This window comes from Acidiplasma sp. (genome assembly GCF_038728925.1).
GTDB lineage: Archaea > Thermoplasmatota > Thermoplasmata > Thermoplasmatales > Thermoplasmataceae > Acidiplasma > Acidiplasma aeolicum.
On the sequence record NZ_JAVYSZ010000012.1, the window covers coordinates 15,919 to 42,657 of the forward strand.

29 protein-coding genes and 2 pseudogenes are annotated in these 26,739 nt (G+C 31.4%); 16 read left to right on the forward strand and 15 right to left on the reverse strand.

Going from position 1 to position 26,739, the window contains the following annotated elements; genetic code table 11:
* The first annotated feature begins 103 nt into the window (after positions 1-103).
* Both QXW15_RS05605 and QXW15_RS05610 read left to right on the forward strand, forming a co-directional pair.
* Positions 104-775: a DedA family protein gene (locus QXW15_RS05605; RefSeq protein ID WP_287950562.1), complete on the forward strand. Its 672-nt coding sequence runs from the start codon at positions 104-106 to the stop codon at positions 773-775.
* A gap of 26 nt (positions 776-801) precedes the next feature.
* Positions 802-2,031 carry an MFS transporter gene (locus QXW15_RS05610; protein ID WP_048102225.1) on the forward strand — a complete coding sequence of 410 codons (1,230 nt, stop codon included), beginning with the start codon at positions 802-804 and terminating at the stop codon, positions 2,029-2,031.
* 3 nt (positions 2,032-2,034) lie between these two features.
* Here the strand turns inward: QXW15_RS05610 and QXW15_RS05615 are convergent, their stop codons facing one another.
* Positions 2,035-2,634: a histidine phosphatase family protein gene (locus tag QXW15_RS05615; RefSeq protein WP_287950560.1), complete on the reverse strand. Its 600-nt coding sequence runs from the start codon at positions 2,632-2,634 to the stop codon at positions 2,035-2,037.
* Positions 2,635-2,721: 87 nt separating this feature from the next.
* On the opposite strand from QXW15_RS05615, the gene QXW15_RS05620 reads away from it, so the two are divergent.
* The 5 genes and pseudogenes from QXW15_RS05620 (at position 2,722) to QXW15_RS05635 (ending at position 6,084) form a co-directional block, all read left to right on the forward strand.
* A complete protein-coding gene (locus QXW15_RS05620; protein ID WP_342790105.1) occupies positions 2,722-3,039 on the forward strand; it encodes a hypothetical protein in 318 nt (105 codons plus the stop codon).
* Between the two features lie 46 nt (positions 3,040-3,085).
* Positions 3,086-3,365, forward strand: a pseudogene (locus QXW15_RS07805) (recombinase family protein); the annotation flags it as partial.
* A 162-nt stretch (positions 3,366-3,527) separates the two neighbouring features.
* Positions 3,528-3,737: a transposase gene (locus QXW15_RS05625; protein ID WP_342790127.1), complete on the forward strand. Its 210-nt coding sequence runs from the start codon at positions 3,528-3,530 to the stop codon at positions 3,735-3,737.
* 14 nt (positions 3,738-3,751) lie between these two features.
* The gene (locus tag QXW15_RS05630) at positions 3,752-4,672 is read left to right on the forward strand and encodes an IS3 family transposase (protein WP_342790128.1); all 921 of its coding nucleotides are present in this window, start codon (positions 3,752-3,754) and stop codon (positions 4,670-4,672) included.
* Between the two features lie 128 nt (positions 4,673-4,800).
* A complete protein-coding gene (locus QXW15_RS05635; RefSeq protein ID WP_342790106.1) occupies positions 4,801-6,084 on the forward strand; it encodes a transposase in 1,284 nt (427 codons plus the stop codon).
* 168 nt (positions 6,085-6,252) lie between these two features.
* Here QXW15_RS05635 and QXW15_RS05640 read toward each other — a convergent pair whose 3' ends face one another.
* The 3 genes from QXW15_RS05640 to QXW15_RS05650 all read right to left on the reverse strand — a co-directional run bounded on the left by QXW15_RS05640 (position 6,253) and on the right by QXW15_RS05650 (position 9,055).
* Entirely contained in the window at positions 6,253-7,479 is a 1,227-nt protein-coding gene (locus QXW15_RS05640; RefSeq protein WP_054964334.1) for an MBL fold metallo-hydrolase, read from the reverse strand.
* 11 nt (positions 7,480-7,490) lie between these two features.
* Positions 7,491-8,264: an S-methyl-5'-thioadenosine phosphorylase gene (locus tag QXW15_RS05645; RefSeq protein ID WP_048102230.1), complete on the reverse strand. Its 774-nt coding sequence runs from the start codon at positions 8,262-8,264 to the stop codon at positions 7,491-7,493.
* An 80-nt stretch (positions 8,265-8,344) separates the two neighbouring features.
* Positions 8,345-9,055: an asparagine synthase C-terminal domain-containing protein gene (locus QXW15_RS05650; protein WP_055032326.1), complete on the reverse strand. Its 711-nt coding sequence runs from the start codon at positions 9,053-9,055 to the stop codon at positions 8,345-8,347.
* A gap of 158 nt (positions 9,056-9,213) precedes the next feature.
* Here QXW15_RS05650 and QXW15_RS05655 point away from each other — a divergent pair, with 158 nt between their 5' ends.
* On the forward strand, positions 9,214-9,633 hold the full coding sequence (locus QXW15_RS05655; protein ID WP_342790108.1) for an adenylyltransferase/cytidyltransferase family protein: 420 nt from the start codon (positions 9,214-9,216) through the stop codon (positions 9,631-9,633).
* Here QXW15_RS05655 and QXW15_RS05660 read toward each other — a convergent pair.
* The 3 genes and pseudogenes from QXW15_RS05660 to QXW15_RS05670 form a co-directional block, all read right to left on the reverse strand.
* A complete protein-coding gene (locus QXW15_RS05660; protein WP_342790109.1) occupies positions 9,630-10,001 on the reverse strand; it encodes a prefoldin subunit beta in 372 nt (123 codons plus the stop codon). The genes QXW15_RS05655 and QXW15_RS05660 overlap by 4 nt on opposite strands.
* Positions 9,995-10,228, reverse strand: a complete 234-nt coding sequence (locus tag QXW15_RS05665) for a KEOPS complex subunit Pcc1 (protein WP_342790110.1) — start codon at positions 10,226-10,228, stop codon at positions 9,995-9,997. The genes QXW15_RS05660 and QXW15_RS05665 overlap by 7 nt, the downstream gene beginning before the upstream one ends.
* Before the next feature lie 45 nt (positions 10,229-10,273).
* Positions 10,274-10,402 (reverse strand): annotated as a pseudogene (locus QXW15_RS05670) (NAD(P)-dependent alcohol dehydrogenase); the annotation flags it as partial.
* 187 nt (positions 10,403-10,589) lie between these two features.
* On the opposite strand from QXW15_RS05670, the gene QXW15_RS05675 reads away from it, so the two are divergent.
* The 3 genes from QXW15_RS05675 to QXW15_RS05685 are packed head-to-tail and all read left to right on the forward strand — an operon-like array spanning position 10,590 to position 11,171.
* A complete protein-coding gene (locus QXW15_RS05675; RefSeq protein ID WP_342790112.1) occupies positions 10,590-10,823 on the forward strand; it encodes a hypothetical protein in 234 nt (77 codons plus the stop codon).
* Entirely contained in the window at positions 10,807-10,938 is a 132-nt protein-coding gene (locus QXW15_RS05680; protein WP_342790113.1) for a hypothetical protein, read from the forward strand. The genes QXW15_RS05675 and QXW15_RS05680 overlap by 17 nt, the downstream gene beginning before the upstream one ends.
* Positions 10,938-11,171 carry a hypothetical protein gene (locus tag QXW15_RS05685; protein ID WP_342790129.1) on the forward strand — a complete coding sequence of 78 codons (234 nt, stop codon included), beginning with the start codon at positions 10,938-10,940 and terminating at the stop codon, positions 11,169-11,171. Before QXW15_RS05680 ends, QXW15_RS05685 begins: the two co-directional genes overlap by 1 nt.
* Positions 11,172-11,180: 9 nt before the next feature.
* Here QXW15_RS05685 and QXW15_RS05690 read toward each other — a convergent pair whose 3' ends face one another.
* Positions 11,181-11,993 (reverse strand): isoaspartyl peptidase/L-asparaginase, encoded by an 813-nt coding sequence (locus tag QXW15_RS05690; RefSeq protein ID WP_342790114.1) that lies wholly within the window; start codon positions 11,991-11,993, stop codon positions 11,181-11,183.
* 695 nt (positions 11,994-12,688) lie between these two features.
* Between QXW15_RS05690 and QXW15_RS05695 the strand changes: the two genes are divergently transcribed.
* Genes QXW15_RS05695 through QXW15_RS05705 form a run of 3 tightly spaced genes read left to right on the forward strand, consistent with a single transcriptional unit; the run spans position 12,689 to position 16,103 of the window.
* Positions 12,689-13,987, forward strand: a complete 1,299-nt coding sequence (locus tag QXW15_RS05695) for a glycosyltransferase (protein ID WP_342790116.1) — start codon at positions 12,689-12,691, stop codon at positions 13,985-13,987.
* A 53-nt stretch (positions 13,988-14,040) separates the two neighbouring features.
* Positions 14,041-15,147, forward strand: coding sequence for a glycosyltransferase (locus QXW15_RS05700; RefSeq protein ID WP_342790118.1), 1,107 nt, complete (start codon positions 14,041-14,043; stop codon positions 15,145-15,147).
* A 53-nt stretch (positions 15,148-15,200) separates the two neighbouring features.
* Positions 15,201-16,103 carry a glycosyltransferase family 2 protein gene (locus QXW15_RS05705; protein ID WP_342790119.1) on the forward strand — a complete coding sequence of 301 codons (903 nt, stop codon included), beginning with the start codon at positions 15,201-15,203 and terminating at the stop codon, positions 16,101-16,103.
* 349 nt (positions 16,104-16,452) lie between these two features.
* Here QXW15_RS05705 and QXW15_RS07810 read toward each other — a convergent pair whose 3' ends face one another.
* Positions 16,453-16,557 carry a hypothetical protein gene (locus QXW15_RS07810; protein ID WP_405021910.1) on the reverse strand — a complete coding sequence of 35 codons (105 nt, stop codon included), beginning with the start codon at positions 16,555-16,557 and terminating at the stop codon, positions 16,453-16,455.
* A 114-nt stretch (positions 16,558-16,671) separates the two neighbouring features.
* On the opposite strand from QXW15_RS07810, the gene QXW15_RS07815 reads away from it, so the two are divergent.
* The gene (locus QXW15_RS07815; RefSeq protein WP_405021911.1) at positions 16,672-17,307 is read left to right on the forward strand and encodes a glycosyltransferase; all 636 of its coding nucleotides are present in this window, start codon (positions 16,672-16,674) and stop codon (positions 17,305-17,307) included.
* A 341-nt stretch (positions 17,308-17,648) separates the two neighbouring features.
* On the opposite strand, the gene QXW15_RS05715 is transcribed toward QXW15_RS07815, so the two are convergent.
* The 5 genes from QXW15_RS05715 to QXW15_RS05735 all read right to left on the reverse strand — a co-directional run bounded on the left by QXW15_RS05715 (position 17,649) and on the right by QXW15_RS05735 (position 24,386).
* On the reverse strand, positions 17,649-18,293 hold the full coding sequence (locus tag QXW15_RS05715) for a hypothetical protein (RefSeq protein ID WP_342790121.1): 645 nt from the start codon (positions 18,291-18,293) through the stop codon (positions 17,649-17,651).
* Positions 18,269-19,744 carry a cytosine permease gene (locus tag QXW15_RS05720; protein ID WP_342790122.1) on the reverse strand — a complete coding sequence of 492 codons (1,476 nt, stop codon included), beginning with the start codon at positions 19,742-19,744 and terminating at the stop codon, positions 18,269-18,271. The genes QXW15_RS05715 and QXW15_RS05720 overlap by 25 nt, the downstream gene beginning before the upstream one ends.
* Positions 19,745-19,808: 64 nt before the next feature.
* Positions 19,809-20,474, reverse strand: coding sequence for a hypothetical protein (locus QXW15_RS05725; RefSeq protein ID WP_342790123.1), 666 nt, complete (start codon positions 20,472-20,474; stop codon positions 19,809-19,811).
* Between the two features lie 118 nt (positions 20,475-20,592).
* The gene (locus tag QXW15_RS05730) at positions 20,593-22,203 is read right to left on the reverse strand and encodes a DUF2079 domain-containing protein (protein WP_162216769.1); all 1,611 of its coding nucleotides are present in this window, start codon (positions 22,201-22,203) and stop codon (positions 20,593-20,595) included.
* Between the two features lie 263 nt (positions 22,204-22,466).
* Positions 22,467-24,386 carry a DUF2079 domain-containing protein gene (locus tag QXW15_RS05735; protein ID WP_342790124.1) on the reverse strand — a complete coding sequence of 640 codons (1,920 nt, stop codon included), beginning with the start codon at positions 24,384-24,386 and terminating at the stop codon, positions 22,467-22,469.
* A 512-nt stretch (positions 24,387-24,898) separates the two neighbouring features.
* Here QXW15_RS05735 and QXW15_RS05740 point away from each other — a divergent pair.
* Positions 24,899-25,687, forward strand: a complete 789-nt coding sequence (locus QXW15_RS05740; protein WP_342790125.1) for a glycosyltransferase — start codon at positions 24,899-24,901, stop codon at positions 25,685-25,687.
* Here the strand turns inward: QXW15_RS05740 and QXW15_RS05745 are convergent.
* Complete coding sequence (locus QXW15_RS05745) at positions 25,681-26,574, reverse strand: NAD-dependent epimerase/dehydratase family protein (RefSeq protein ID WP_342790126.1); 894 nt, start codon at positions 26,572-26,574, stop codon at positions 25,681-25,683. The two genes, QXW15_RS05740 and QXW15_RS05745, sit on opposite strands and share 7 nt — an antisense overlap.
* Between the last annotated feature and the right edge of the window lie 165 nt (positions 26,575-26,739).

The window sequence follows — 26,739 nt, forward strand, 5'->3', positions numbered from 1 at the left end:
GTGTAACCAAAATTATTATTTATTATTTTTTAGTTTCTTTTAATTCATTTTTTGTTTAACAATTAACTTTTAATATACAATTATAATTGGTAATTGATTAAAATTGAGTGTAATTACAGAATTAACGGTATATATAATAAAGCTTGTTGAGAACTTGATATTAAGCCTTGGGTATTCTGGTGTTTTTATACTGATGCTCTTGGAGGGCATGCTTTTACCAATACCATCAGAGGTTGTCATGACATTTTCAGGCTATCTGGCATATTATGGTTTAATGGGTGGTTTTAATTCAATAATCAATGTCATTTTATTATTAATAATTGGCTCCGTGGGTGACCTTGTTGGTGCATTAATAGCATATGCAATAGGTAAATATGGCGGTGACCCATTCATTCTTAAATATGGAAAATATCTGATGCTTAAGAAGGATACAGTGGACAGGACAAAGGCATGGTTTGCCGCCTATGGTGAGCTTTCTGTTTTTACCACAAGATTTTTACCTGTTTTCAGAACATTTATTTCAATACCTGCTGGCATGGCACTGATGAGCCTTAAAAAGTTCTCATTTTTTACACTCCTTGGTGACCTGATATATGATGCAATACTGATATATATTGGCATAGTCCTTGGTTCCAGGTGGGAGGTCATACTAAAATATTTTGACCAGTTTTCATATGTTGCAGTCATCATCTTTATTGCCATAGTAATTTATGTTTATCTCAAATTAAGATCAAGGAATATAAAAACTTTAAAGAATGGGAAAACAAATAAATAATATATTAGTAAACTATATAGAATATTATGTTTTCCGATTCACCTGAAATTGTTAATAAATCATTTAATTTTCTTCTTGTTTCAAGGGCAACCAGGAGTGCTGCCCTTATTTTTGTGACATTATCCCTGCCATTATATTTACATTTATTGCATTATTCCTTAATTTTTATAGGACTTTTATATGTGCCAATTACACTATTTAATATTATTTTAATATTAATACTTGGCAGGGTGGGTGATTCCATAGGATATTCAAAGGTTCTTTTATTAAGCGAGATATTTCCTGTTTTTGGCCTTTTATTAATTACCGTCTCAACAAACATTTATTTTATTGCCACCGGTGCAATCATAGCCGGGATAACAGGTAGTGCTGGCGGAATGCGCGGTGCCTTCTCACCGGGAATGACTGCATTTGTGGCAAATAACTATCCGGATGAATTGCAGAGGGTAACAAAATTATCACTGCTCACGGCCACAGCATCGTTTTTCTCAATATTTGGCGGGATATTCCTTGGCCTTTATACATTTCTTTCGAGGATTACCGGCGCGTTAATGTTCTACAGAATATTCTTTGCAATATCGCTGATTTTAATTATATCATCTGCACTTGCACTTTCAAGGTTAAGGGAATATAAAAGGCCCAGGAAGACCACAAGGGTCATGAAAAAGGAGAGCTTTTCATACATGCTTAGAATAATAATACCAAACAGCCTTAATGCAGCGGCCATAGGAATTGCCATGCCTTTGCTTCCATTATGGTTTGAGCTTAAATATCACATAGGGGCAGGATATGTTGGTGATATATACACCATATCGTATGCTGCCACTGCACTTGGGTCATTCATATCCGGCAGATATTTAAATGGTCATTTTGATGGCCTTAAAATAGCATCCCTTGCGAGAATTCTTCAGGGATTATTATTTGCAGTCATAGCCTTTGTGCCATTTTTATATATAACTGCAGGAATATATATTATTAGAATGGCTGTGGCAGGGATAGGATCACCATTGAGGGGCGCAATCAATGTTAGGGGAATAAATAAGGAGGATTATGGTACATCCACAGGCATACAGGGTGTTTCCGGAAGGGCATCGCAGCTTACAAGTGGATCATCCGGATATTTAATGGATTTTAACCTTGCATTTCCGCTTCTAATAGGGGGATCAATACAGGCCGTTGGTGGGGCACTGTATTACATTATGGTTAAAACATGGAGGCCGGGAAATGTTGCAGGCCTTAAAAAAACAAAAGCCTGAATTTTAATAAAATAATTTTTTTATTTCCGGGTCAAGATTTATTGCACCAAGGCATAAAACCTTATTTTTATCCGAATCTATGACTGTCATTGATGCATTTTTTATATCTATGCCAAAGCTGTCATCCTCTGTCCAGCCAAGGTAATATGATGCTATTGCCCTTATTGGGTCTGAATGCGATACAAATATGTATTTTCCGTTAAAACTATCCATTGCGGATTTTACTCTTGATATCATGTCATCCCAGTCCTCCATCCCTATTAAATTCCTTATGCTGCCTGTTATATGTGAATTCGGATACAGCGGATTTGTAAACTCATTTATCTTCTTTTCCTTGGCCCTGCCAAGATTTACCTCTATAAGCCTTTCATCAGTTTTAACATCAATATTAAGAACTTCACCTATGATTTTTGCAGTTTCAAATGCCCTTTTTAATGGGCTCGATATTATGCCATTAATTTTTATTCCAGTTAGCTGCTCTGCAGTTCTTCTGGCCTGTGCCATTCCCTTTTCTGTTAATCCGCTTACATCACTGTCCCCAGAAAGGACTCCGAGCACATTTATATTGCTCTCCCCGTGCCTGATAAAAATATATTTTCCCATTAATTGCATATAACATCGGTGTTAATATTTATTTATAATTATATTTAAAAACGTAAAATCTTTATATACACAAAAAATAAGCGCTAAATGAAGGGGAAACAAAAGGCCATCATTTCTGCAGTAATAGCAATAATAGTAATTTTATCAGGCATTTATTATTTAACCGTTGATGAATCGCATTTTGGATTTCCGAATTCAGATGATGCAGGACATATTGTTGGTTCAAAACTTAATGAAACAAAAATAGAAACCTCCAGTACTGGAATAAATTTTATAAAATCCGAGCGTGTTGAATATTATAATACTTCAAGCAAAAATATGGTATTAAATATAACCGAATTTGAGGACAACAGCTCAGACATAGCTCATAATTCATATATTTATGAAATACATTTATATGGTTAATAAAAATGATACTCTTATATATTAATATTATATAATAATATTAACCATGAAGGCAAATGAGGTAATGAACCTGTTAAGGATATCAAAAAACATTGCATGTATAGCCAAATAGGAAATATGATTACAGTGATGAGGATGTTTATAGGCTTCTTAACAGGGATGTAAAAAGAAAAACCATAATATACACAGGGGTTTCAACAAATAAATAGAAGAAAGATTTAGATAATCAGATACAGCAGTTAAGGCAGTGGTGCTTTATGAATGGTTATACAATAAATGCAATATATTCCGATATATCATCTGGAATATCCTTTGATAATAAAAAGTGGTTATGGATAGTTTAAAGTTAAACTCATCTAAAGAGATATATATAACTAATGATTTATATAAATATATAAAGGGGGTAATGTAAATACTTAAAAGAATATATACAAGTGAGGAGAAATATAATATTATAATGGAATCATTCCAGAATCCCAAATATTACAATAGCAGAGATATGCAGGAACCATGGAATAGCAGTATCATTATTTTATAAATGGAGGGAACAATTCTTGGAAGGAGGCAAAAAGGGATTGGAAGGAAAGGATCCTGATAAGTCCTTAATTAAAGAGAATGAAAAATTAAGGTCAATAATAGGTGAGATGACCATAGCAAATGAAATATTAAAAAAAAATTATATGAAGAGGAAAAGGTGAGTTCAGTGGATGATATGCATAATAATGGAATTGAAATAACAAAAGCATGCTATTATTCTGGAATTAATAGAATAACATACTATTACAATAAGAAGCATCAAAATAAAGGAGATAAAAGGCGTATAACAAGGATTGATAATAATATTATAGATAAAATAATAGAACTATGCAAGGAAAGAATAACATATGGCTATAATAGAATCTGGGCATTATTGAGGAATTCAGGCATAAATATAGCTAAAAAAACAGTGTATAAAATAATGAAGAATAATAATTTAACATTGCCATTGCATAACCATAAAAATATAAGGGAATTAAAATTACTCAGGGCTGATAAGCCTGAAATGCTGATAGAAACAGACATTACATATATCCCAACAAACAATGGAATGACATATTTAATGTGCATTAAAGATGCATTTTCCAAGGAATGGTATGGATATAATTATAATACATCATGCACATCTAAAGATACCATAAATGCAATAGATGATGCTATTATAAGGAAATTCAATGGCATAGTACCGGATAATATTACATTGAGAACAGATAACGGTCCACAGTATATATCCAAGGAGTTCAATAATTATCTTAAAACAATGGGAATTAAGCATGAATACATAGAAAAGGAAACACCTGAGGAGAATGGTGACATAGAAAGCTTCCATAATTCAATTAAGACTGATTATATATGGATCAATGAAATCAATAATTTCAATGATGGAAAAATAATCATAGAAAAGGCATTCCATGATTATAATAATATAAGGCCACATTCCACATTGGATTATTACCCACCAATACAGTTTTTGGATAAATGGAAAAATGACAACAGCTTCAGGGCATATTATATGAGATTTTTAAAAAATCTTAAGGAAAGCTATAGAAGAAGAAAGCATAATTATTATAAGAGGTCGATGATAAATGTCTCATGAAATGGAAAGATTTTTGTTAAAGAATCAATATCCAACATCAATTTGATATCCATAATAACATTATTCTCATCCAAATTATATGGATTAAGATCACAGAAGATGAAGGATATATTAAAGGCGGTAAAAAAATGACACACCCATGGAAATCCAGTGGTGATAAAAGAACCATAGTGTTCGAATACAAACCAAGTGACACCATTCTAAAATATCTAAATGATATGAGGGATTTAATAAATAGGGCAATAATCAATGCATATTCAATGGCAAAATCCAATAATAATAAATTACCATCCCCTATTGTTTTAAGAAAATCATTAAAGAATTATTATGATAATAATATTGATTACGCCAAGCACCATATCAATCCTGCATGCAGGAATGCAATAGCAATATTAAGGTCATACAAAAAGAATAATAATGGAAAATTAAAAATTATTAAGGCTAAAAGACTGGCTATGAGGATAGATTCTGAGCTTATAAAGATGGACAATAATAAACTAAGGCTCACAATAAGGCCAAATGAGTATGAATATATTGATATTGTTGATAAAAATAGGAAATACAATGAATATTCCAGATATAAAATATCAGAGGTGTTATTAACAGATAATAAGGTATGCATTACATTTATAATAGGAAGTTTAAACAAACCCTTAATAAATAACAATATAATAGGGTTTGATTTAAATTTTAAAACAATTGATTATACAATTATAAGGGATAATCAAATAGTTGAAACAAATACAATAGATACATCTGATATAGCAAAGACTCAGAGGGACTATGCAAGGAAGAGAACCAAGATACAGAGGCATATTAAGAATCCTGAAAAAAGGAATAGAAAATTAAAGGAATCAAGGCACAGGCAGAGAAATATAATAAGGGATAAATTACAGAAATTAACAACCAAAATTGTCAATGATAACAGTGGTAAGACCTTTGTATTCGAGGATTTAACGAATATAAAAAAACAGGGTCAGAAAAAGAAATATAAAAATAATAATGAGGACAGTAAGGCAAGCAATAAAAACAATAAATCAAAAAGGTTCAGAACAGATATAAATACATGGCCATACAGATTGTTTCAAAGATTTATAGATTATAAATCAAAAAATAAAACATTATATGTAAATCCAGAGGGGACTTCCTCTGAATGTCCTGTATGTGGTGGTAAATTAAAGCACCCAATCTGGAAAATATCAGAATGCAGTAACTGTGGTGTAACCTTTAACAGGGATAGATTATCATCATTATCCATTGCTGTTAGGGGATTATACCTTTGCGGTACCCCGTTTACCGTGAGTGGCAGTTCCTCTTGGTATTCTATGAGGAATAATTACATGTACCATCCAGATCATGTAATTATTGAGAATTTCAATGACTGCAAGAAGTATGTGCATAACAATGCATAATATTTCAGGAACGGTAATATGCAGTTTATTATAAATTTATATTTAACAAATAATACATATTATTTAAAACCTGGAATATATACAATGGAAATAAATGGTGTTTCAAATATTACAATAAATCAAATGGCAAAAAGCCCATTTTAAATAAAATTAAAAAATTATAAAAAATTATAATTCAAATTCATGCCCGTTGAATGGAAGCACAAAGTTATATTCAGGTATTGCTTCCTGAAGTTTTTCTCTCTGGTCTCCATGGCACAGCACTATTGTTTCCGGGTCAATCTCCTTAATGAATTTTACCAGATCAGAATGACCTGCATGGGCAGATAAATCAAAGAAATCAACCTTCATTGCCGGCTTAATTGTTGCACCGGCTATTTTTATGGTACCGTTTTCCATCAGACTCCTGCCATTTGTGCCGTCAACCTGGTATCCTGTAAGGAATATTGCGGATTTTGGATCCTGTGATAATGCATCGATATAGCCTAAAACAGGGCCACCGTCCAGCATTCCTGATGTTGTTATAATTATATCTGCCTCCTCAAGGGCCTCCTTTCTCATTCTGTTATTCCTTACCTGTATTACCCTGCCCATGGATTTCCTGAACATTTTTGGATCCTTGAGGAATCCTGGTGTGTCCATGTAAATCCTTGATATACTATTACCCATACCGTCAACGTAAATTGTGTAATTCATATCCCTTAAAATCATTACCATTTCCTGCGTCCTTCCTATTGCAAATGTGGGCAGGATTACCTTGCCGCCATTGTCTATTGTCTCCTTTATGCTATCCTTAAGCCTTTTTATGACCTCCTCCCTGTCCTCATGGTCCCTTCCTGCATATGTGCTTTCCATTATAAGTATATCTGTTTTTACAGGCTTTGCACCTTTTAAAAGGTTTGTATCCCTTGTGTATAAATCCCCTGTTATCATAAACGATTTTGAATCCTCGAACCACCACATGCTTGATCCGGGTATATGGCCTGCTGAATATGCCTTTGCAGTAAGATTGCCAACCTCAAATGGCTCTCCATAGTTTGCTGTTACAAGAGAATTAAATAAATTGCTTATATCATCCTCATTGTACATCTTTGTATAATTTTCAAGGTTCATTATCTTTAATGAATCCTTTAAAATTGGAACTATGCTGTTTGCAGTCATTGCTGTTGCATGCAGGTTGGCGCTGTAACTATGGTAGTATACGGGTAATGCACCAGTATGATCCAGATGCGCATGCGTTACAAATATGTCATCCACCTTTTCTGGTGGTAATGGGTACTCTGGTGGCTTTTCTGGCTCTATGCCGTAATCCACCATTATCCTGCTCTGCTTATCCTCTATTTTTATTGCCAGTCTTCCGACTTCCTCGGCACCTCCGAGAAATTTTATTTTCATTTTTTTCACCTCTATGCCTTCGCATTTTCTAATCTCAAAGAACAGTTGCAATTTCTTTGATCGTTAATTTTAGGAATAACATTATATAATATATCTGAAACCTTTTTTTCATTTTCCTTCATAATATTCATAACATCAGAGGCCTCCACTGCAGTATCAGACCATGCATCATAATCTGTAACAGTGGCTATCATGCCATAGCACATTGATAATTCCCCTGCTAGATTTATTTCTGGAACAAGCGTCATGCCTATTATATCACCAAATGTATGAAATAATTTTGATTCAGCCCTTGTTGAAAACCTTGGGCCCTCTATGCATACATACGTTCCGGAACTGTGTATATTATAATTTAATGATTTTCCGGTTTCATATATTTTTCTGCTTATCTCCGGGCAGAATGGGTCTGCCATTGATATATGATAAACATCCGGGCCATCATAAAAGGTTAAATCACGCCTTCTTGTCAGGTCAATAAACTGATCGGGCACAACGATATCGCCAGGGCTGTAGTCCTCCTTTAAAGAGCCAACTGCATTAAGCCCAATAATTCGCTCAACGCCAATATGCTTTAATGCCCATATATTTGCCCTGTAATTGACCCTATGCGGTGGAATTGTGTGCTTTTTACCATGCCTTGGAATAAATGCAACCTCAACACCATTTATTCTTCCAATCTCGATCTTATCTGATGTTTTGCCATATGGCGTATCAACATCAACAGTCTCAGTTTCCGTCATTAATGTGTAAAGGCCACTCCCTCCTATTATGCCTATATATGTCATTATGTATCCCGTTAATTTATATACTATATTGTGAAATGCTATTTATTAATTTCTTATTTTTTATGATTATATTTTTAAAATTATTTTAATTTTTTTATTAAATATCTGTTTATTCCTGACCCATACTGGGCAGCCTTTTTATTCCTGTTAAATATTGAATCCGGAATGCCAATATTTTTTGCTATTTCCCTTAATATTAGCTTATTGCTTTCGCCATTTATATTAACATTCCTTGTTATTTTCGAACGTAATTTTAAAATTTCTGGGTTTAGATATGGTGTTATTAATTCCTTATCGTAATACTCTGCCATCTTCTTCTCCCTCGGCAGTGTCACATTAAATAATCTGTTAAGGTAGGTTTCATTTGAAAGCCCTGGATTTTCCATAAATTTATGATATCCATAGAATATCTCATCTGCACCCTGGCCTGTTACAACATATTTTTCTGAAATAAAATCCATTAAAATGAACAGCACGAGCTCATAGCCCATTTCCATTTTACTTATGTTTTTATCTATTTTTAACAGCTCATCAATATATCCATCAATGTTTAAATCATCAAGATAAATTTTTTTAACATTAATATTTAATAATAGTTCTGATTTCTGGGCATTTTCTATATCCCTTGATGTTCTAAACCCTAAAGTATATGGAATAAACTTATAATTTGATATTGCCAGAAGGAGCGATGAGTCAAGCCCGCCTGAAAACGCAATGGCACATGATTTATCCTTTAAAGAATCTATGTAATTTTTGAGTGCAGCATACACATCTCCAACCAGGCCTTCCATAACAATTAATTGTAAATCTGTATATAAACTTAAAGTTATTTGAATATTTAACTGAATTATAAACATATAATTTAATAAATTATGCTGTAAAACATTTAAAAATAATTATAAAATTTTAATGCCAAACTTTATAATTATTTATGCATTTTAGTCCTAAAATGATAAGGGTAATGGCTACGGGAGTATTTGATATAGTGCATCTTGGCCATTTGCATTACCTTCAGGAGTCCAAATCCTTTGGTGATTATTTAATGGTTGTTGTTGCCTCAGATTACACCGCCACAAGGCATGGAAAGAAGCTTATATTCAATGAAAATGAAAGGCTTGAATTAATAAAGGCCTTAAAACCTGTTGATTATGCTGTTGTGGGCCATAGCAGTGATAATATATTCAGAACAGTTGAGGAATTAAAGCCAGATATAATAACACTTGGCTATGACCAGAAATTTGACGAGAATTATATAATTAATGAATGCAAAAAACTTGGGTTAAATGTAACTGTTAAAAGAACATCAAAATATGATGGAATAAATAACAGCTCATCAATTATAAGGAAAAAAATTCTTGAATCACTTTAATTTTGTTTTTTACCGCTTGCTTCCTCGTATCTCTTCTGTATTGTCTCCTCAAGTTCCTTATACTTTTCTTCAAGGTTTTTCTGCTGATTTTCAAGCGTTTTAAGCCTCATCTGGCTTAACTCCTTTTGTTCCTCCAGATCTGACACAAGCTTGTTCTTATCATCTATTTTATATAGTACCGGCCCAACGTTTTTATAAATGGGTGTGCCGTCCTTTACACTGGCAAGCTCCTTTAGGGTTCTGTCCAGCTCCTTAACCTTAATATCGAGCTGGTACCTCTGGTTTGCTATCTGCTCTATCTGTGCCTGTATCTCCTGCGCCTGTTTTAACTGATTCTGCAAATATGCATTTATATTCGGTTCTACCATTCTTCTACCTCCATTATTTTTTTGGTAACATTTAAAACCCTTGAAATCGATGAAAGGCTGGCACGCATGGATGAAATATCAGGTGATTTTATTGTAATGTAAAAGTTTGATTCATCAGAATTTAAATTTATTTCAGACCTCCCAAAGCTGTATTCAAGTTCAGGTTCAACAGATTTTATGTAATTCTCATATTTCGTCCTCTCAAGGGTTATTGTGACCGTAAACATTTTTATAAGTTAATGATTTATTCTTATTTAATTCTTTATAATAAATTAGAATTTAATTAATGGCTTAATAACATTGTCTGTTTTTTTATCCATCATTTCAAATGCCTTGTCTGTATCATCAAAACCAAATCTGTGCGTTGTCAATTTTGTTGGGTCAACCCTTTTATTTTCAAGGATTTTCATGAATTTATTAATCCAGATGGGACTTCATATGAATGTCCTGTATGTGGTGAAAATTAGAGCACCCCAATCTGGAAAATGTCTAAATGCACTAACTGTGGGTTTAATCCATGATAGAAATAGATTATCATCATTATCCATTTCAATTCGTGGATTAGAGCTTTGAGGTACCCCGTTTACCGTGAGTGGCAGTCCCTCCTGGCATTCCATGAAGGATAATTACATGTACCATCCAGTTCATGTAATTATTGAGAATGTTAATGACTGCAGGAAAGAAATGCATAACAATGCATGGTATTTCAGAAAGGGATACAGAAAGATGGTAAAATCGCCTGAGCCCGTTGATATACTTGAGAAGGACACCATTAGAAACCATGATTTTAAACGGTTATGTCCCCATGGCAGTTGGGGGTAGTGGCATTCGGGTTATTAACAATCAAAATGAATATAAAGGATATGATGGTGCCATAGACAAGGACCTGAGCTCATCGCTCTGGTCAGTTCAATCGGTGCGTCTGAATTTATTATAATAACAGATGTTGACAATGTTTTTTTAGATTACAGAAATAAAAATGGAAAAATAAACAAAATAAAATATGCTAAAATGCTTGATTATTATAATAAAATCAACTTTGAGAAGGGTACTATTAAGCCCAAAATTCTGGCATCCTTAAGGTTTATTGAAAATGGCGGAACCCGCGTTTATATAACATCAATAAAAAACATAGGTTCCATTGATACCGGAACAGTAATTGAAAAATAATAAAAATTTTTAAAATTCCTTATATGCATACGCCATGTCTGTATTTGAGTATGCAATGTATTCATCATCTGTTATGGCTATAATTCCACAGCTTGTTTTAAATGAATTCACCTCGTTTTTAACAATATTTTCAAGCGAATCCGTTTTTATTTTTGAGTAAATTTTATAGCTCAATAATTTTTTTGCTATTTCCTCTCCAATTCCAGTTGCAACAACTGCACCATCAGGTCCGGAATATATGCCAGCACCTATTAATGGGGAATCACCAACCCTCCCGCGGAGCATTGGAAAGGATCCACCGGTTGAAACTGCGGCGGCAAATTTGTTGTTTATCCTTGCAACGGCGCCAACTGTATCACCAGATTTTTTGGTAACAAACGTTTCATGGAAATCCTTTTTAAAAGCTTCAGAATAAAATTTTCTTAACATTTTGCCTGATTTTTCTGTGCTATTGTCATAGTATTTATGGCCCATTAACCTTGCGAATTTTACGGCACCGTCACCTGACAATATTATATGCGGCGAGTTAAGCATAACATCCCGTGCAACAAGAACAGGGTTTTTTACATTTTCTATGCATATTACAGATCCAAAATTACCATTGGACATTACTGCAGCATCCATCTGTATGGTTCCATCAAGTCTTGGGACTGACCCAGTGCCTGCATTAAATGCTGGATCATCCTCCAGTGAAACAACCGAATTTACGGCAACGTTTAATGGGTCATCATCATATTCTATTTTATTCAATATGCCCTCGAGAATGCTGCTCATTGATGATGGCGATCCAGCACCGCCATGTATTAATACCGAATTTTTCATGGCCTTATATTATAATAAAAATTAATAATTTATCCAAATAAATTGTGAATATCTTGCCCCAAATTGATTTCATATATAAACATTATAATATGGAAAAGAGAATTAAAAAAAGGTGAAGTTAAACAATAAAAAATTAAAATATATAATAAAACAGAAAGAAAAAGGAGAATCATCAACTAAATTATATTTATTTACAATGTTTCAGCAAGGTATATCAATAAAATATATTACAATTATTTAAAATATGGAAAGAATAAATTATAGAAGACAGGAAGAAAAACTAAAATTATTGATAAAAATATATAGGATTTAATAATAAAAATAAGGAATGATTACCCATTATCAGGTCATAGAAAATGAATAATAAATTCCACAGTGCAATAAGAGACAATAATAAGTCCATAAGCATTGATGAATTGATAATCTCAATGTATTCAAATGGTATATTCCCATGGAAGAATCGAATATATTAAATAATAAATATTGAACATCATCAATATCTCTTTAGATATGTTTAAGTTTAAACCATCCATAACGACATATGTCATTGTTTATAAATAATGGACCTGCGGTAACACCATCAACGGCATATGGAGAAAAGGAAGATACGTTATATGAAAAGCAATAACTTTATTATGGAACTCATTTGAGAATATCAAATGTAGAAAAAGAGAGAGTGATTATAGTAAGAGGCCATGATAAATATCTCATTAAACGGAAGATTTTTGTTTAAATATAAATATCCAACATCAATGAAACTTGGAGTTACCGGTACAGATATACTTTCCAAAAAAATCAGCGGCGGATCAACACATCAAAAAGAGGTATTACTTAGATTTGCAAAAAGATATGATGTGACATATTTTCCAGATCCTGTGATATATTCAGATATAAATCAAAATAAGATCAAAACTCTTAAAGAGAATGCAAAATTTTTTGAGGATAACGGTGTGAAAATTACAGATGCATTTTATAAAATTATAGAAAAAAGTGGAAAAAATAAATTTGAATTAATGGATAAATATATTAAAGAATCTGATGTTGACGCAATTTATAATATGGATTATTTATATGCATTATACCACGGACTTAAAAGCGGTTATCTAAATTATACAAGATACCTTTCAAAACTATTAGATTCTAAGTACGGCATATGCATTCAGGGGCTGGGCGATATTAACAATCATTTATTTTACAGTTTTTATTCATTTTCTTACCTATCTGCCAAGATGGGAAAATATTTTTTTTACCCGTATTTAGAATTTGTTTATGACTATTTTTACATAAAAGAACAATTAGGCCAGATAAATTATGATAAAAACTTAAAATTTATAGCACTTGTAAATCCATCACAGAAAAAGAATATAAATTTAAAAGCCCGTGTACCAATTGAGGTTTTATATCCATCAAGTGGGTTTATGGGCTACATAGAGGCACCAGCAAAAAAGGATAACAAAATAATTTATTATTCCAGATTGAATTTTATGAAGGGGCTTCTTGAGATACCTTATATATTCAAAAAAATTAGTGAAAGAATTGATGTATATCTAGAAGTTATTGGAAAATTTAACACAAAGTATGAGGAAAATGAATTCTTTTCAAGGATTAAAAAACTCGGATTAACAGAAAAAATAAAATATAAAGGATATTTACCAGATGAAGAATTAAGGGAAGAGCTTAAAACATCAATGCTTCTGTTATACCCATCACATAGCGATTCCTTTTCTCTGGTAATCTTAGAAGCACTTTCATATAGTGTTCCGGTAGTTGCATATGATATACCCGGTCTTTCATATTTTAAGGGCTTTTCCAACGTAAAAATGGTTAAGGAATTTGATATAAACTCCATGGCATCAACAGCCCTAAATATGCTCAAGGATTCAAGGTTTTCAGAATTAAATGAATCGGAGAAAAAATTTATAAAAATACATGTATGGGATAATGTTGCCATGGAGCATTCAAGGTTAATAGATAAATATTTATTCAATAAATGAACAATTATTATAATGTAACAAATATTAAAGATATAAATATATTATGCTAATTTATGCGAATACTTGAAATAAGTTACAGGAACCCTTATGGTAAAAACGGTGCAGGTGTTGAATCTTATATATACAAACTTGCAAATTTTTTGAAATCAAATAAAAATATTGTTGAAATTGCATACGCAAGTGAAAATAAAATTAATGGTTGCAGCCCAATGGAGGTTTATATACCGAAGTTTGTCTGGAAAATTGGCTTGGCAAAGTTTTATTATAACCTGAAACTTTATTTTATCGTAAATAAAAACAAATCTGCCTATGATATCATCCATATTAATGGGGATAATGGCTCATTAATTCCTTTTATAAAGGGAGCTAAAACATTAATGACCCTGCACGGAAGCATTAGTGAAACTTTAAAATTAAGGACAAAATCCCATTCAATTAAATATATAATATCATATATATTGGATAGTATCAACGGTTTTTTTGAAATAGCATCGTGCAGAAAATCACAAATGGTAATTTCTGTTTCAGAACATACAGCAATGTATTTCAAGGAAATAACCGGTAGAAATGATATAAATGTTATAAATACCTGCATAGAACCACCATATAAAATAAATAAAAACTTTGATATTATATATGAACTCAAAAATTCCGGCAGAACTTTACTGCTCTGGGTTGGCAGGGATCCTGTAAGAAAAGGGTTAAACATAGCAAAACGTGCTATTAAAGGCATGGATAATGTAACGCTCATAACTGCAGGATATAATGATGAAAATCCCCAAGAAAATGTTGTTAATTTAGGATACGTGGATAATGATCTGCTGCAGGCAATTTATCAAATAACGGATATTATATTATTTCCATCCATTAATGAGGGGTTCAGCATTGGGCTATTGGAGGCAATGTCCTATGGATGCATTCCGGTTGCATTTTCCATTCCATCAACAAATGAACTGATAAAAGATGGTGAGAATGGATTTATTGTAAACAATGAGGATGAATTAAAGCAGAAATTAAGCTGGCTTGTAAATAATAAATACATAATAAAACAAATAAGACCAAATGTTATCTCAAGGGCTAGTGACTATTATTGCAATAAGATTCTTCCGAAAATATACAGTTTAATGGGGGAACTTAATCAATCCCAAAATCATCGATAAATAAAGACAAAATTTATAAGTATAATTTAAGTAAATAAGAGTTATAACGAATTATGTTTATCTCTGTAATAATTACTGCATATAACAGACAGGAATTCCTTACTGATGCAGTAAATAGTGTTTTAAACCAAAATCTGGAAAGGAAATACTATGAGATTATAGTTGTTAAAAATTTTACAGATACAAATATAGATAATTTTCTGAATTCAAATGGTATTATAAATATCATAATGGACGGCACTATTGGAGAATTTCTGTACAAGGGGATATCTGTTTCAAAGGGTGATGTAATCTCATTTTTAGATGATGATGACCTTTTTTCTCACAATAAATTAACAATTATATTTGAAAAATTTAGTAATTTGTGTAACTATTTACACAACTCTCAAAAAGTTTTTACATCAAATGAGATGGATATTAAAAGATATAATACAAATAATCTATCATTCAATTTATCGTCGATTTCAATAAGGAAAGAATTAATAAATATGAATTTTTTAAAGAGCATAAAAACCTGCCCAGATAATTTTATGTTTTACTGCGCCTTATCAAAAAATGCGAGAATATGCAGTACTGATTTAAAACTTACAATGTACAGGCTACATAACAGCACCTCGGTTAAAATGCATAATAATATAGACGAATTTATAAAAATGCAGTATGATGTTTCAGAAATGATTTATAAACAGTTAAATGAATATAAAAAAATGTTTCCAGATTTATCAAAGATAATAATAAATGATATGGTTTTAAACAGATTTCTTATGAAAATTTATAACAGCAAAATTAAGATTGGATTTACATATTATTTTCGTTTTGTTTTTAGTTTTATGCATGGAAGAAAGCAGTCATATGAATATAAAATAGGAATTATATATATGATTATGAGTTTATCACCAGGAATTGTTAAAAAAGCTTTTATTAAGAAAGCATTTAAAAGAAATCAAAACATATAAATGCATTTATTTTTATACATAAAATTTCAGGTATATTGGTCTCCATTAAGATATATTAATAATGATTTAATCTCATATTTTATATTATTACCATATAAAATATTTATTAATGCATGTAATCACTTTATAAATCATGGAAATAAAAAAGGCTATGGTAATTGATGAATTTTCTAGAATCGGTGGCGGTCAGGTATTTGCCAATATACTTATAAACTTCCTTGTGAAAAACCATTACCAAACCTTTGTTGAAAGTGATAGATATGCTACATACCTTAATGCTGAGAATATAATAAAAACTCCATATAAATACTATGAAAATATACCATTTTTTAAACTTTATTATTATGCCCTAAAAACCAAAAGGTTTATGAAAGATAATAATAAAGGATTTCAGCTTATAATCAACAATCATCCAAATGTATTCCTTTATAAAGGAAATATAAACGTCATGCATGGTTTTTCCTTCCTTGACCCGATTATTGATTCCGCGGGGCAGATTATAGATAAAACCATGTTATTTATTATTAAAACTCTGGGCATATATAAATTATATAATAAATCAAATTTTATGTACAATAGCATTTATACAGAAAATCTCGCTAAGAACCTATTCCCGGTACTTGGCATAAAGCCATCTAAGGCAAGGGTAATATACATTCCCGTGGAAAACCATAATATAGACCTTTCAATTAAGCAGAAAAATAGGGTTATAAGCATTGGAAGGATACACCCGGATAAGCATTATGAATATGTATTTGAAATAGCCAGGCATCTAAAGAATTATGACTTTACAATAGCAGGTGCGGTAAATAAAGGTATGGAAGCGTATTATAAATCATTGTTATCTGTTAAGCCCAATAATGTTAATATAATTCCAAATATTGATAATGATACTAAGATAGAATTATACAGGAAATCATCAATTTACCTTCATTTAAACCCCAAAGAAAATTACGGTATATCGGTCTTAGAAGCAATGTCCTATGGGCTCATTCCGGTTGTACCGGAAAGTGGTGGTCCCTGGATTGATATAGTATCAAGAGGTAAATTCGGGTATTCATATAAAAATATATACGAATGCCCTGATATTATAAAAGGCATAAATTATGAAGATGCCAAAAATATACATGAATCTGTAAACAGATTTTCTCAAAAAAATTTTGAAGAAAGCATGTTGAATTTTATAAATGATGTTATAAATTAACCTAATTGCATAAATGATCTTGGCTATTTATAATTAAACAAAAATCCTTCCATTTCATGAGATATTTATTATTGAGATTAATAAGACTAATAAAATCAATACAAATATATGACAAACCCAAAGCAATAATAACGGAATATGGTATATAATTCTTTTCCAATTAAAGGAATGGAATATTATAATTATAGGATAGAACACACATCATTATCCATAAATAATAGATTTGTGGCAACACCATTAATGGAATATAAAGAAAACAGGGCAAGTTAGTTGAAAAACAATAAATTTATTAAGGTATCCATTTCAGAATATCATACAAATAAATTGTGAATAAAATAATTTTAAATATTTAATTCTAGGAAGTCATTGAGCATGGCACCATTGGCGGAAATCACGGGTATTTTTGAATCCCTCTCAATAATATTCCTTCCGGATATCCCCGGCATAAATGTGCATGCTATATAAATTGCATCAATATTTAATGACTTGTTTGCAATTTTTACAGCCTCGTTAAGGTCATCCGGCTCTATAAATTTAAGATAGCCATCATCACGGCCAAGGGACATTGATGCCGCTGACCTGATCTTATAATGGTTGAGCCACCTTATCTCAAGATCATGCCTTTTCTGCGCATAAGGTGTTATGGTATATATTTTATTTCCATATTTTTTGATATTTTTGATGATGCTCTCGGTGGAAAATATTACGGGCATATCAAAAAATGATCTTATATATTTAATGCCATCATCATAAAATGCACCGTAGGACCTTGCGTAGAGAATGGCATCGCAATCAGCCAATGATTTGCCTGCAATTTCCATATGGTTCTTTATTAATTCTCTTTCATCATCATTAAGGCCATGGCCCGGAACAAAATCCATGATGTATTTTTTTACTCCATAACCAATATTAATGAATGTATTTTTATATTCCTCATCAAACCTTGGGTGCTCCGATGATATTATGATTCCGATGCTTTTTCCCATTTTTTATCCCTCAGGATAATGCTCAATACTAAATATAATATGAATGCTATGATAAACCCTGATATCCACGAGGCATCCTTAAGAATTATAAATATATAATATTTTACTCCATACAACGGTGCAAAAACTATGAGGAATGTTATTATAAGCGTGATTATTGAAACAGGATTAAAGCCTTTTAAATAAGTATATGATCCATTTCTTTTATAAACATCATCTATATTTAATTTAAACCTTTTTAATACTGCATAATCTGCAACTATAATTCCGGCTATTGGCCCGAGAAGGCCTGATATAAATAAAATCCATGTGCTGAAATACACATAAATGCCCTTTAAATAAAGCGACCATGCACCTATTAATATTCCCAGCGCCGTGATGATTATTGTCCCCCTGAACCATGTTAATTTGGATGGAAATGTATTGTTCAGGTCATATATTGGCGGGACCACATTGCTGAATATATTTGTGTTAAGCATTGTAAATGAATAGAAGATCAGTATGAATATGGCTATTGCCGGTACAGTTATGAATCTTATTATTAGAAGGCTCGGATCATAGGTTGCACTGTTTGTTAAAACCTCTGTTATTGCCGACATTATTGCACCATAGGCCACGACAAGTGTGTAGAATATAGGAAGGCCTATCTGGCCAACAACCATGTGCCTGAAATCCGTGCCAAACCTCATCATATCAGGCCAGCTAATAATCTGGGTTGCGTGTATGTTTGATACAAGAAATATCAATAATATTGGTATTATGGAAATTGATATCGGTGCATATGGCTGATGCAGTGCCGATACAAGGGCGGATGGATATAATGATACAAAGTAAACGAATGTGAATGTCAATGCAATAATGGAAACCCACGGCATTACATAGCCAAGCATTTTCAGCGATGGCGATCCCCTAATGGGCTTTGCAAGTATCAGAATTATCGTCTGAACAATAATTATTGATATAAATGTAATCCAGAAAAGATCTGGAAATAGAGATACAAGAAGTGCGGGTGTAACAGATTTATAAGCTGCAAGTACTGATGCCTTTCCAGTAATCTCAAGCACAAATCCAATGACTGCCTCCGTGACAAGAAATGTCTGCACCCCAAAATACCCCATGGCGGCAAAGAACCTGATCCATGAAGGAATGTATGTGCCCCATATACCAAACCTTGTCCTGTCAAGCTGTGGCTCTGCAAGCCCATACTTAACAGCGCCATGGCTCTGTATAATTAAGGGTATCAATGTTATTAGGTCACCGCACAGGGCTATTAAAATAACCTGAACAACATTAAATCCAAACACTATTCCAGCACTGCCAACAAGCATGGAGTTTGGTGCGGCTATGCTTGCCCAAACACCAAGAAGCGGCAGATATCCCCAGTTCTTTACATTTTTATTTACCGGGGCTATATCAGGATTCCATAATAACCTGTCATGGTCTTTATTCATGGTGATATATAGTTAATGTATACTTAAAACTTTTAATGAATTAATTAAATAAATTTGCATATTTTTAAATTTTTTGGCTTAAATAATCAATTATGACCGAATTTGATGATAATACCTCAGTGCCAGCCAATAATTTTAGTTTTTCAATTATATCCGCAGTATGAAGTGCGGTGCACTGTATTACTATGATTTTGCTATTTTTTATCATCTCAAAATTTTCTTTAAATAAATTGCATAACCTATCACCATCAATGCCTGAGATTATTTTTCCGTCATCTGTGTTTAAATAAAAATCATGCTCAACTTTTATATTTTTTTCATCAAACATCTTTATATCTGTTATCCCCCTTTCCCTTGTATATGGTAAAACAATTGAAATAGTATTTACATTTGAATCAATAATTCTATGCATTATAAGATCAGTTGGGAGCAAAACATCCTCTGCATACTTTTTAAGAATTGCCTTTATTGATTCCCTGCCCACATCATTATATGTGCCATATCCACGGCCGTAAACAATGTATTTTACATTATTTCTTTTAAAATAATTTCCAGCATTGTTTAAATCATCAATGAATTTATTCTCTTCATAACAATTTTCAGGATATCCATTGGTCCCGGTTTCCTCCATTCTGTAGTCAATTATCTCATATTTATTATTCAGGCCAATTTTTAAATCATCAAGAACAGTATCATTATCGGCAGGAACAATCACGCCAATTCTTATCAAGAAAACACCATCATGTAATTAATATTTGAATAAATAAACTTTCGGAATATCATGGTAAAATTATGAAATAATACATATTTTATCTTTGTTTATACTATAAAAATACCATTGATTTATTTTAAGCCTTTTTAAGGATTATTACCTGATTATTGTACTCTGCATATGGCGTTATATAACCATGGTCAAGCAGATATGTTGCTATGTAAATTAAACTGTTGTTCCCACCTGTATCCGCCCAGAAGGTATTGTTCATGTATATTATATAGTCAAATTCTGTATAGTTGGGCAGTGGGGAAAACGGTGGTGAGTAAACATTCTTATAATCAGAAAATAAGGGCATTAAATTGTTCTCAACGAGTATTGTTGAATTTTCAGGTATATACTTTCTCTCATTCAATAGGAATCTTGTATCAGGTGTCATGTGTATTCCAGATATATCATTTGGTGCCATTGAATCATATGGAACCAGTGGATTATATACAAGGCCAAGAATTAATCCAATTATTAATATAACTATTATCACCTTTATAATGTTGTTCTGGCCATGGCTTTTATAATAATTATATATTTTTTTTGGCGTCAACCTGTTCTTATTATTTGAATTTAAATTATCAATAATTTTTGAGATTCCAAAGGCAATGCCCAAAAACATAACAGGATATATCATTGCGGCATACTGATATCCCAATGTGTAATATGATCCATATGAAGATGTAAATGCATACCCAAAATAAGGAAGACCTATTATTAATATTTCAGGAAAATACAACGGCATGAAACCGGTTGTTGCAAATAATAAAACTAAATATGAAATTTTGAGCATGTAATTTGCGGATATAAACGAAAATAAATATGCCGGGTCTGTGAATAATGCCCTGACCATGCCCATTAATCCGCCGGGAACAGTTCCTGATTCGCCGGTGGTTAGTGTGACAGATGATACATGTCCTGAAATAATTCCCTTCATTATTCCTGCAAACTCAATATAGGCAAATCCTGTTAATGTAAATAAAATAAATAATACCAATAATAACCATTTAGGTCTTATTTCTGAAAACATTAAATTTAGATTTTTATATTTCCTGCTGTATACCATTTCAAAAAGAATAATCATTAGTGAAATGTAAACAAAATTTGAATGAAGTGTAACTATAAATATCAACATTGCAATATTTAATATCTTTTTATTGTAAAGATATGCATATATAGCCATAAAAATGAAGAATGGAAGAAATGCCATGTTATGAAAATCAAAGGAGTAAATGCTTGCAGTAAACGGTGATAGTTCATACGAAAACAATGTTATGAAAATTATTATTGAATAAAGAAAATCATTTTTTATTTTATTCTTTAAAAGGAATTTAAGAATCTCATATAGGGGTATTACAGAGATTGCAAGGAATATGTCCTGGAATAAAAGCAGGGAAACCGGGCTTGGATATAAATAATATAATGGAAGCTGCAGATATTCAAATGGTGCAAAATGTTCAGCTAAAAAATTACCTCCCAAAAGCCCGGTATAAAATGATTCTCCATGAATTGCATTCCATAATATATTTGAATGAAGGCCCAGGTCATATGCAGATGCATCAAGTGAATAATATTTATAAATGGAATATGCCGAGAATATTACAGAAAATATAATTCCTGTTATTAAAGTTATAATTAGGTTCTTATCGAACTTCCTGCGCTTAAGAACTAAATGTTGATTGTTAAAAATCCCGTTCATATAAATTGTGTATGTAAATTTAAATATAAAATTATGTCCGTTCAATTTCATTAGGTCTTAATATTTAATTTGTACATCAAAAAGAATGTATTAAATTTAAAGAGAAGGACTAAAACATAGGTGCATTTCCAAGCAATGATTCATTATCAAGACTAATTATGTCATAGCAATGGATATAAATGAGTAATGGCTGATAAGGAAATACATAAATATGGACGTAGATTAAGGATAGTAAAGGGCTATTTGAATTTACATTAAAGATATTACACTATATAATTATCCTGATGCATTTTTATTGATTTTATTTCAAAATAATTTGTTCCATTATATTTATTTATGTATAGATTGACACCTGCCATTTCCACTGGTATATTTAAATTAAATTTTATGTCTTCAAACGTATTTTTAACTTTAATGTTTTCAGAGCTTATATTAAATAGTGGAACTTTTGTCCAGCTTTTATGATTAAACTCATATAAATATGTAAGATTTAATTCAATATAATTTTGCTCTGATATGTTATTGGTATACACACATAAACTAAGTGTATAATTTCCTGGCTGTAACGAAATGTAATTTGCTAAAAATGTGCTTCCGCTTGTATTATTAATTTTTAGAGGAGTTTTATAAGCATTTACATAATTGTCTGGATCATAAATAACTGGCTTTCCGTTATAATTTTTTTCAAGAAGCACAACATTATTATCTTCGGCCTTAACCCTGTAATCACCACTTAAAATATAATAATTAAATGCGGAGTAAATGCTGTTGTTTGCACCGTTATTAGCAAACCAAAACCAGGAATTTGGATCTATTACAACATAATTAATGTTTTTTGTCCATTGATTATTAATGTAAAATGTATGGTTATCTGGAATATAACAAACATAGCTAGTTTGCGCCATTGGATCCCTAAAGCTAACCTCTGGCATGCTATTCTGATAAATTATATATGGATCATTTCCGGGTATTAGGTTAACAACACTTTTAAGGTCGTGATATTCTGTAATGTTATAATCCAATGTCCCCTTAAGGTCAAAATTAGCCTGGGTATCACTATTAAATATTCCGTAGGGCTCATAGAACAGTGCCAGTAAAATAATTATAATGAACATGGCAATTACAATTTTATATTTTGCAGAAACATATTTTTTTATCCTAAAAATGTTTTCTTTTATTAAATGGTCATCATTAAATTTTAAATTGGACAGTACATCAATAAAACCTAGATATAAAAAGGGAATTATTGCGCTGTAATACTGGTAAAACTGGCCATTTGGGAATGCATAATCTGGATATCCTGAGAAGAAGGATAAAAAAAAGAATGGAAGCATTAATATTAACCATCTCTTTGATAATGCTGGAAGCATAAAAAAGGGTGCTAAGAATAGGAATACCGTAAAAATTTTATTATCAAGACTGGATTTAAAATTATTAAAATAATTTGTATTCCCATGCGCCTCTGATATCAGTGAACCTGCAGAACTGATATGCACTATGCCTATTATAAAAAAAATCAGTGAAATAAAAAATATATAATAATACACCTTATTTGATTTAAAATTAAAATTTTTATAATAAAAATTTTCAATAATATATGAAAGGCCAAATATAAGCGGAAAAATAATATATGGAAACCTGACAAGGCCTGATAATACAAGTAAAATTATTGCACCCCTGTTTTTATTATAAATTAATAATGCATAGCCTGATATAAACAACGGTATAAATAATGACTGCCTATGAACATCAAACCAGTTTACACCTGCTAACCCAAAGAATACCAAAAAGGATAATGATATTAGTATGCCCAAAAATCTGGAGTTTAATTTTTTTATCGATATAAAATATAATGGCACTGCCGTCAATGATAGCCAGAGGGTTTGCAGATGCACAAAAAAGAACATGTTATCATCCAGTGACAATGGGGAGAGCAGAAAATTTATTGGGGCATTTTTAAGGTTTGAAATAAAAACCTTTAATGGATCATGGAGGGTAATCCACAGGCTTTGATAAAAAACACCAAGGTCAAAAACAGATGCCCCAAATGAATATATCTTTGCAGATGTTATAATATCCCATATATAGTTATATAATATTATACCAATGGCAATTATTGCGAGTGAAATTATGTGCTTTTTCAGTTTGCATTTCTGTTGTAATTTTGAATTAAATATACTCATTGTAATGATTATATTAAACTTGTATTAAAAAAATTTTTATTTTTTTATTTTTAAGAAATTATTGAGATGATCTATATAATTTATTTATTGTTTTTAAATATTCTAAAAGATTATTTTTAAGCTAAAAGTTCTTGGCACTTTTATGGATTTACCTGACATTTTTTAATATTGAACTTTTTCTATATTTATCTTGAATATTGATTGTTAAACAAAAATCATTCCATTTCATGAGAAATTATTATCAACATCTTATAATAATTATGTTTTCTTCTGTAAGCATTATTAAGGTTCTTTAATAAACTTCTATAATAATACATTAAACCATCGCTATTTTTCCTTTTATCAATAAACGGTAATGGTATAATCTAATTCAATTCGTGGCATTACATTTATTCAAAAGAATTGCATAATTTGATTTATGTAATATTTCAATATTATCTTACAAATACTGTAAAATCAAGGTTTTTTATACCAATGTTTATATACAAGTATTTATTGGCTATTTGGATATAATGGAATCTTTTAAATATAATGCAAATCCTATAAAATACGAAGAGGGAATATCATTGATTATACCTGCTTACCATGAAAAAAATAGGATCATGAAAAGCCTAAATAAATATATACCTGTTCTTGAATCCACTGGTCTAAAATATGAAATTATAGTGGTAATAGATGGAGAAGACGGTACAGAAAATTTATTAAATGGAATTAAAAATTTAAGTTATTACAAACCTTTAATGAGACTAGGTAAAGGTGGAGCCGTTAAAAGGGGATTTTCGCTTGCAAAATATAGCTATATGGGATATGTAGATGCAGATGGAAGCTTAAGTGCAAAAGATTTTGAAAATTTGCTTTCAAGCATGAAAAATAACTGCTGTACCATTGCATCAAGGTATCTTAAAAATAGCAAATGGATTAATAAAAAACCATTATTTAACAGAATATCCAGTAGGGGTTTTAATTTCCTTGTAAATGCACTTTTTAGGCTTCATGTTAAAGATACCCAGTGCGGTGCAAAGTTTTTCAATAAAAAGGTTATAGATAAAATACTTCCCGCTGTGTATGTAAGAAACCGGACATTCGATGTTTCTATATTATACCATGTTAAAAGGGCAGGTTACAAAATTAATGAGGTCCCTGTAACATGGAACCATGATAAAAATTCAAATATGCCCATAAAGGCTGCAATAATTCCAATGTTTGTTACAATTTTGGCAATTAAAATAATGAATTCAAGAATTAAGGAATATGTTCCAAAATTTTTATATAAAGTTGTATCAAAGTTTAATTTTTATTGACCTAGCATTTCGCGGACGCCCGATCTTATATCATATTCTGGTGTGAATCCCAAATCATTTTTTGCCTTCTCTATATCTGCCTGTGTAAACATCTGATAGCTTGAAAATGGGTTTTTCTCATATTTGGCCTCTATATTAGAATTCATCTCCTCCTTTATAATTTTATATATTGTATTAAAATCCGTTGAAATTCCTGTTCCAATATTGTATGCCTCTCCTGTTTTACCTTTCTCCATTGCCAGAACGGATGCCCTTGCATTGTCCTTTATATAAATAAAATCCCTTCTCTGTGTGCCATCACCAAATATTACCGGGTTTCTTTTATTTTTTAAATCCTCTATAAACTTATATATTATGCTTGAATAAGCTCCCTTGCTGTTCTCTCCCAGACCATATGTATTAAAATACCTCAAATAAACTGAATCCAGATGCCTTAACAGAGAAAATGACCTTGCTGTTATTTCATTTGTATACTTTGTGACTGCATATAAATTTGGATATGCATCAGTCAACATATCCTCTTTAACAGGAACATTTATGTTTCCATATACTGCTGATGATGATGCTAATATAACTTTTTTTACATTATTTTTATACGCTGCCTTGAGTATATTATATGTTCCCATTATGTTAATTTCATAACCATGTGAATCTATATCCTCAAATTCTGGCGGAGCTGTAACCGCAGCAAGATTAAAAACGTAATCAATACCTTTCATAGAATTATTTAATTTATCATAATCGGATATATTCCCAATTATGTGTTCATTTGCATCATTATCCTTTTTTGCTATGTCATATGATATGGTATAATGACCTTTTTTGTTCAATAATTCTATAATGTTCCTTCCAATAAAACCTGAACCACCTATTACCAGAGATTTCATAAATTTGGATTGTAAATCTACATATATTTTTTTGTATATATAGAGTGTCCAAACATACGTTAACTCACGATGTACATTATTTTCCCCCCTGAGATTCCGGTTATTTTATTTGCCATTACAATGCAGTTGTATGAAACTATTATTTCTCCAATTGATACATCATAA

Bases quoted from the DNA above. Each gene is read 5' to 3' on its own strand.
- QXW15_RS05655 (WP_342790108.1), top strand. From the start codon at position 9,214: ATGATAAGGGTAATGGCTACGGGAGTATTTGATATAGTGCATCTTGGC.
- QXW15_RS05745 (WP_342790126.1), bottom strand. From the start codon at position 26,574: ATGAAATCTCTGGTAATAGGTGGTTCAGGTTTTATTGGAAGGAACATT.
- QXW15_RS05705 (WP_342790119.1), top strand. From the start codon at position 15,201: ATGTTTATCTCTGTAATAATTACTGCATATAACAGACAGGAATTCCTT.
- QXW15_RS05730 (WP_162216769.1), bottom strand. From the start codon at position 22,203: ATGAACGGGATTTTTAACAATCAACATTTAGTTCTTAAGCGCAGGAAG.
- QXW15_RS05700 (WP_342790118.1), top strand. From the start codon at position 14,041: ATGCGAATACTTGAAATAAGTTACAGGAACCCTTATGGTAAAAACGGT.
- QXW15_RS05715 (WP_342790121.1), bottom strand. From the start codon at position 18,293: ATGGGAAAAAGCATCGGAATCATAATATCATCGGAGCACCCAAGGTTT.
- QXW15_RS05640 (WP_054964334.1), bottom strand. From the start codon at position 7,479: ATGAAAATAAAATTTCTCGGAGGTGCCGAGGAAGTCGGAAGACTGGCA.
- QXW15_RS05740 (WP_342790125.1), top strand. From the start codon at position 24,899: ATGGAATCTTTTAAATATAATGCAAATCCTATAAAATACGAAGAGGGA.
- QXW15_RS05610 (WP_048102225.1), top strand. From the start codon at position 802: ATGTTTTCCGATTCACCTGAAATTGTTAATAAATCATTTAATTTTCTT.
- QXW15_RS05695 (WP_342790116.1), top strand. From the start codon at position 12,689: ATGATAAATATCTCATTAAACGGAAGATTTTTGTTTAAATATAAATAT.
- QXW15_RS05665 (WP_342790110.1), bottom strand. From the start codon at position 10,228: ATGTTTACGGTCACAATAACCCTTGAGAGGACGAAATATGAGAATTAC.
- QXW15_RS05615 (WP_287950560.1), bottom strand. From the start codon at position 2,634: ATGGGAAAATATATTTTTATCAGGCACGGGGAGAGCAATATAAATGTG.
- QXW15_RS05645 (WP_048102230.1), bottom strand. From the start codon at position 8,264: ATGACATATATAGGCATAATAGGAGGGAGTGGCCTTTACACATTAATG.
- QXW15_RS05680 (WP_342790113.1), top strand. From the start codon at position 10,807: ATGGCAGTTGGGGGTAGTGGCATTCGGGTTATTAACAATCAAAATGAA.
- QXW15_RS05720 (WP_342790122.1), bottom strand. From the start codon at position 19,744: ATGAATAAAGACCATGACAGGTTATTATGGAATCCTGATATAGCCCCG.
- QXW15_RS07810 (WP_405021910.1), bottom strand. From the start codon at position 16,557: ATGCATGACGTTTATATTTCCTTTATAAAGGAATACATTTGGATGATT.
- QXW15_RS05650 (WP_055032326.1), bottom strand. From the start codon at position 9,055: ATGGAAGGCCTGGTTGGAGATGTGTATGCTGCACTCAAAAATTACATA.
- QXW15_RS05660 (WP_342790109.1), bottom strand. From the start codon at position 10,001: ATGGTAGAACCGAATATAAATGCATATTTGCAGAATCAGTTAAAACAG.
- QXW15_RS05630 (WP_342790128.1), top strand. From the start codon at position 3,752: ATGCATAATAATGGAATTGAAATAACAAAAGCATGCTATTATTCTGGA.
- QXW15_RS05735 (WP_342790124.1), bottom strand. From the start codon at position 24,386: ATGAGTATATTTAATTCAAAATTACAACAGAAATGCAAACTGAAAAAG.
- QXW15_RS07815 (WP_405021911.1), top strand. From the start codon at position 16,672: ATGTACAATAGCATTTATACAGAAAATCTCGCTAAGAACCTATTCCCG.
- QXW15_RS05635 (WP_342790106.1), top strand. From the start codon at position 4,801: ATGACACACCCATGGAAATCCAGTGGTGATAAAAGAACCATAGTGTTC.
- QXW15_RS05690 (WP_342790114.1), bottom strand. From the start codon at position 11,993: ATGAAAAATTCGGTATTAATACATGGCGGTGCTGGATCGCCATCATCA.
- QXW15_RS05620 (WP_342790105.1), top strand. From the start codon at position 2,722: ATGAAGGGGAAACAAAAGGCCATCATTTCTGCAGTAATAGCAATAATA.